Here is a 5,915-nt window from a genome sequence, read left to right as displayed (position 1 = left end):
CTTTCATTGCCGCTGAGGCTTTTAAAAACTCAACAAAATCATTGAATTCTTGCTTACTGATTTTTTTTTGATAGCCAGGCCAAACTGGTCGTTTTTGATGGATTGTAGCAATAGCTAATTCTGCTAGACCAGTTTCAATATAGGGGCTATCAATGCATAACTCGTCAAGTTTTGACCAATATAGTTTGTCTCCGCCTGAAATGCCAAGCAAGAAGGTTCGGTTTCTGAATATACTTTGTTCTAAAGGATTTTTCTTAAAATAAGAAATGAATAGCTTCAGGTCTTCATAATGGTTATCTTCAATTTGCTTAGGAGGATTTTCATAGTGTGCCAATCTCAACTGGACAGATGCCTTTAAGTCATAAGGGCGGACCCCGGCTGATTCGAGAAATGACTTCGCAAACTTTTTCTGAGATTCGGAACGCCCTACTGCGTACACAGCCAACTTTACAAAGTAAATATCTGGTCGCGATGGTTGTTTTGTGTCATCTTCGAGAGGAAAGTAAGCTTCCTTGGGTGATACATGTTTGTCGCCGCCGTCCGTATTTACCCTAACAATACGCAAATTACTTACATCAGCACAATCGTCGTGAGTATCACAGGCCTCGCCCAATAAAGCATAAAACCGCAGAAGCCAAGCATCATCTTTACCACTTATCCAGGTATTTATTCGATCTGCTTCTTCGTCATCCAGCCAGTTTAAGTTTTCAGTTAGCTCACTCCAACCCCAGTCTTCAATATTGAGGCTTTCAAGAAACCTGTCTTCCCGCTGATTTCGTTGCGGAGGGTTCGCAACCCACATGGGTATTTCATAATTGTCATTAAGCAAAAAGACAAGGTCGTCGTCATTGATGACATCCGATATGGTGACAGGTCCTTTAAAAATGTTTTCAGCCGCAGCATAATGACCTATCTGTTTCATAGGAGTGAGCGCTTCCACCTTGAACGCTTGAATAATAGCCTTGCGAATAGGCTCGTAGAACGGCGCATTGCCTGACAAATTGTCCGCAGGGTTAGGCAACACTGCCAGAAAACTTACCGTCAACATGCCTTGATCGCGGATAGCTGTGAGCGATTCTACGACCAGTTCAGCGATGCGGTCACGTAATTCATGATTAGCCTTGCTGTTTTCTTTACGTACACTGTTGCGCGCTACCGTGGAAGCAAACGGCGCATGAAGATGAAAGCGCAAGTTGGAGGTTTCTGATTCAGCCGGAAAATAAATAGACACTTGTCCATGAGGCAGCGGAACAATTTTCCATGTTGTACCTTCTGTTTTTTTATTCGACTCTTCGACCAAACTGTAAGCAATAGCAACATTGCAAGTTTTAGATTTTCCATCATCGTCGGTAACATCAATAGTTTTCTGGAAATGCAACCAGTGAGAAATCGTTTCATCGCCCCCCGGATGCTTGGTATGAATTTCAATACGTCCACCGTGATGGTCGATACGTTGCAATGAACCCGTCGAACCATCAGGTAACCTATATTCAATTTTTCGGATATGGCTTAAAAACAGGAGGGTGTTGTCACCGAGGTTACGTAATCCGGTTTCAATTTCATTAATCGCGGTATCAGGTGGCTTCTTTGGGTTGTCAAAAGGAAAAATAAAGTTGGTTTTTCGATCAACACTATTGGTATTGTTGACCCCATTGGTTTCAGGTACGACCAAATCATGAATACGAAAATGAAAATCGCCTGAGTGAATTTCCGGTGTATTGGAATAAGCAAACACCGCCTTAAAACCAACGCCAAATTTGCCGATGCTGGTGGGGTCATCACGTTTTGTGCTGTTACCGATGCTGGTTATTGATTCAACATCTTTGATGGTGAATAGGCGTTTGCCGTTGTGTTCAAATTTAACTGACGTATTTGATAAATTGAAAGTGACTTCCGTGGCTTGTGGGTCTTCGGCATTTTGTAATAGTTCGTAAATAAAATGGGCATTGTCGGGGTAAAGTTCGGTAAGTAGTCTTTTAATGCCATCTTCAAAACCTTTATTAGCTCGAATTCCTTCGATGTATTTTTGGCGTTGTTTTTTCAGTTCTTCCAAGTTTTTATTCAATGCGCTTTCTCCACAACCAGAACACCAAACGCCACAGCCTCCGCCAAAATGTCTGCTCGCTTAGTGGCTTGTTCTAACCGTTCAACTTGTTGGTGATAATCCCGGTTTGCCGAGGCCATTTGGGATGTCCTCATGCGTTTAATATTTTCGCTGGGGTTAAGGTCGCGCTGCTCTTCCAGGACGGCTATTCTGGCGGTGTGGGTGGTTTTTAATGAGTCAAGACGAGAACGTGTGTGTTGTTGGACTTGTTCAATATGGGCTGCGCGAGTATCTAACCAAATAGTATAATGAAACCTTTCCAGTGCTTGTTCGTTATCTTGGTTAAAACTTTTGCCCTGTTCTTCTAAAGGTTCGGCGGCTTCTAACAATGTCAACATTTGGCTAACCAGTTCAGGGCAAGCGCATATCGGCTGAAAGGTAAAATCTTCTTTTAAGCCCAATTTTTGCCAGCGGTAAATGGCGTAAGGATGTTGCCCAATGGGTAATGTTGTGCTGTATATTATGAAGTTACATTCCAGCGGTGTTGCGGGTTCAACTGAATGCGCCGCTTGTTGGGCGAGTGGGTGGGCCGGGGTAATGAAGGGCAAATCACGGCGTTCTTCTGCACTTTCCTGGTTAAAGGTTAGCTCAAGATAAGGGCTATCACCCTTCAACCAGCGTGACCAAGATTGTGCTGTTTCTCCTGTGAAATTATGTTTTTTAAAGTCTTCAAACACTTTATTGCGTATTTCTTGCCCCAACTGCAACGTAGTTGTATCTTTAGTACCGAATGATGCAGGGATATTCGTAACGCCTAAGGCTGTTAGGTAGCGTTTGATCAGGTTGGCAAGCATAGCGGAAGTTAGCCAAAAACTTTCAGCTTGTTTAACCATGTCTTCATCCCGTTTGGGTTGGCTAAGACCGAATAACTTTGCTTGGTCTTCTTCCAATTTGGCTTGCTCTTGGATAACCCTAATTTCGTTGTCGGCTATTTGCTGAAGTCGTTGTTCTCGTTCTTCAACGCTAAGCTCGAAGTTTTCAGCGATTTCTCTGATTTCGCTAGTTAATTTACCCAGTATTTCTTCACTGCCGCCCAAGGATTGTTGAAATACACCTATCCGTAACAAGCAGCGTTCGTAAATATCGGCCTCTATTGTGCCGGGCGTTATGAAGTTGTAGATCACAACGGTTTCACTTTTTTGTCCATAGCGGTCGATACGGCCTATGCGTTGCTCAACGCGCATCGGATTCCAAGGCAGATCGTAGTTCATCATGCCGTCGCAGAATTGGTAATCCAAACCTTCGCAGCCGACTTCCGATGATAACAATACGTCGATTGCTTTGGCGTCTTGTTTAGGTAAACTGAAGCGATTTCGTAAATCACGGCGTTCGTCGTCTGGTATGTCGCCGTGAACCAAGCCGAAGCGTGTTGGTTCGTCTTTAAGGTTTTTAATGAGATATGCAAGGGTATGACGAAAACTGCTGAACACGAGCAGCTTGTTGTTAGCGAGCTTCTGCTTATCCCGAATGATTTTGAGAAAAGCATCCAGTTTTGGGTCAGGGCCACTAATGGCTTGAGCCTGACGGATTAAGGAATCAACATCAGATCGGAATTCGGTAATTGTTGCACTGATTTCATCTGGGTTAATGTCTTCATCAAGCTCACTTGATTCCAATTGTGTTAAATGCCTATGCAGCATTGATTCCAAAAATGGAGCCAGGCCAAATACACAACTGGCAACTTGCCGTCTTAGCATAGAAAGCATAAACTTGAGGTTTTGATGACCATGCCTGTGCGCAAGCATTCGTGCAATTAATTCAATTAAGTTCGTATGTAAAGCCGCTTGTTCTGGGGTAAATTCAACCGTTACAGTTTCCGGTTTACGGATCGTAAAATTGCCGATGTCACGACGTCGGGTGCGGTTAATGAACGACGAGAAAGTATACAGTTCTTCCAGTTGACGGATAAGCTTAAGACGGGTTTCAGGGCTTTCATCGTCGCTGTTCAACACGTCATAAACACTCCAAAATTTGGGATCATTTGCCAATACGCCTAAACCCCAAGAACTTAAGCAAGCATCATCCAACGCATTTTTTGCAAGCTGTTTCCATTCGGGCTTTGCCCCACGAGCGGCTTCAATAGCTTTATTTATGTCTGGGTTGGGTTCTGCCATTTGATTAAAATCTTGGCGGCTCGTAATGACATCTGGGCGTAGTAAATGCAATAAGGTGTACAAGTCCTTACTGCCCAGTTGAATCGGTGTGGCCGATAGCAGCAATACGGCTTCGGCATTTTGGCAAAAATAGCTGACAACTCGGTGCGCCCAGGTATCTGTATTACGAACGGCATGGGCTTCATCGACAATGACGAGATCGAAAGCAGGTGGTGGATCAAGATCGAGTAGACCCAGTTGTTTCTTACGGCCTTGTTGCTTACCCATTAACATTTCTTCGCCAAAAAGCGAATAAGGGATGATTGATCGGCCATATTTTTGTGGCCAAACACCGTCCAGCCGGGTTTCTTCAATACAATACTGTAAAGACTTGCTGTCTAACTGTTCAAACCGTTCATCAAAACGTTTCATCTCATTGAGCCATTTGCGTTCAGCGACTAAAGCCTTTGGGCAAATGATTAATACAGATTTAATCTCGCTCCTGGCTTGGAGTTCTTTTAATATCAGCCCGGCTTCAATGGTTTTACCTACCCCAACTTCATCGGCAATCAGCAATCTAGGGCGGTCAGACTGGATCAGCTTAAGTACCGGACGAAATTGGTAGGGCACAAAGTTAATCCGTGATGCCCGTAAGGAATATAAATGGGAGGTGCTGGGATGGCGAAGTTGCAGGGCAGTCATTGCAGCATGTAAATCGTCAGGCGATATCTGTTTTCTTTGCTCTGGGGCTTCTGCCAATTCCAACTGGGATTCGTAATAGGTTGCCGTGGAACCATCATGGAAAACGGTATAACGGTTTTCCGGTTGGTTAGGCGAAAACGAGATCACCGCACCTGTTTTGGCGGGTTGGGCTTTTAACCGGACAATGTCACCGGTTTTGAATAGGGTTCCTGAATCTACAATTTTTGGTTGAGCTTGAGGTATCGTGCTTTTGCCTTCATTCAGTTCATTGAGAAGCGTTTTCTTGGCATCCCTCAAAGCATTCAAAGAGACTTGATTTGCACCGAACGCTTGCAACAATCGTTCAATGGTGTCCAAATCGCGGTATTGCGTTTCTTTATCCAGTCCACCTGCTGGGGCATGTGCCCAGCGGTTGCGAATAGTTTGGGCTTCTTTCAGCCAATTCCGGGCGGATTTATCAAGATTGAGGTGCTGGGAAAGTTCATACCAGTTTTGGTCTACCACGCGGAGTAATGCGGCAAGGTCGAGTTGATCGAGCGCAGTGAGATTTTTTTGCTTTGCGAGCGTCCGTTGCTGGAAGGTCAACTTATCAACGACCAATGTTTCCCACCCGTCAGTGGAAATATTTGGCAGCGAATCCTTTAAGGCATTGATAAGTTGGTTGGTCAGGGTGTTAAAAATTGCCGTATCCATAGCTTGCTCGATTGTAGAACACGTTCAAATTAAGCACAGGCAACATACCTTGCATGAAAAATCATTCTGGAATAGTAGCTTAGTAGATAAATATATTCAATATGTTAGGTAGAGCGACGCGAAACGACTCCAAAAGTATTGGTGGCATGAGATCTCAGTTGCTTAAAGGTTTGTTAGAGAATGAATAATAGGCCGTTGACATTAGAATCGCCGTTATATAATCCATTAAAAATGGGGTTCTTTCCCTTTTTTGAAAACCAACTCCCAAAGCTATCAATATTAAATCTTAGTGCTGCCGATTTTTATGTAGCAAAGACTAAATA

The 5,915-nt window shown here is 43.8% G+C and carries 2 protein-coding genes; both read right to left on the bottom strand.

Annotated elements, in window-relative coordinates:
• On the bottom strand, positions 1-2,065 hold a 2,065-nt coding region (locus MGMO_RS18235), incomplete at its 3' end, for a sacsin N-terminal ATP-binding-like domain-containing protein (protein WP_036308887.1).
• A complete protein-coding gene (locus tag MGMO_RS18230) occupies positions 2,062-5,592 on the bottom strand; it encodes a DEAD/DEAH box helicase (protein WP_023496567.1) in 3,531 nt (1,176 codons plus the stop codon). The genes MGMO_RS18235 and MGMO_RS18230, both read right to left, overlap by 4 nt.
• Positions 5,593-5,915 lie beyond the last annotated feature (323 nt).

This window comes from Methyloglobulus morosus KoM1 (genome assembly GCF_000496735.2).
Taxonomy (GTDB): domain Bacteria; phylum Pseudomonadota; class Gammaproteobacteria; order Methylococcales; family Methylomonadaceae; genus Methyloglobulus; species Methyloglobulus morosus.
The sequence above is the reverse complement of the archived record's forward strand: the minus strand, read 5'-3'. Positions and strand labels throughout refer to the sequence as shown.

What these genes read in the sequence shown, in the direction of transcription:
- MGMO_RS18230 (WP_023496567.1), bottom strand. Translation starts at nt 5,592, where the DNA reads ATGGATACGGCAATTTTTAACACCCTGACCAACCAACTTATCAATGCC.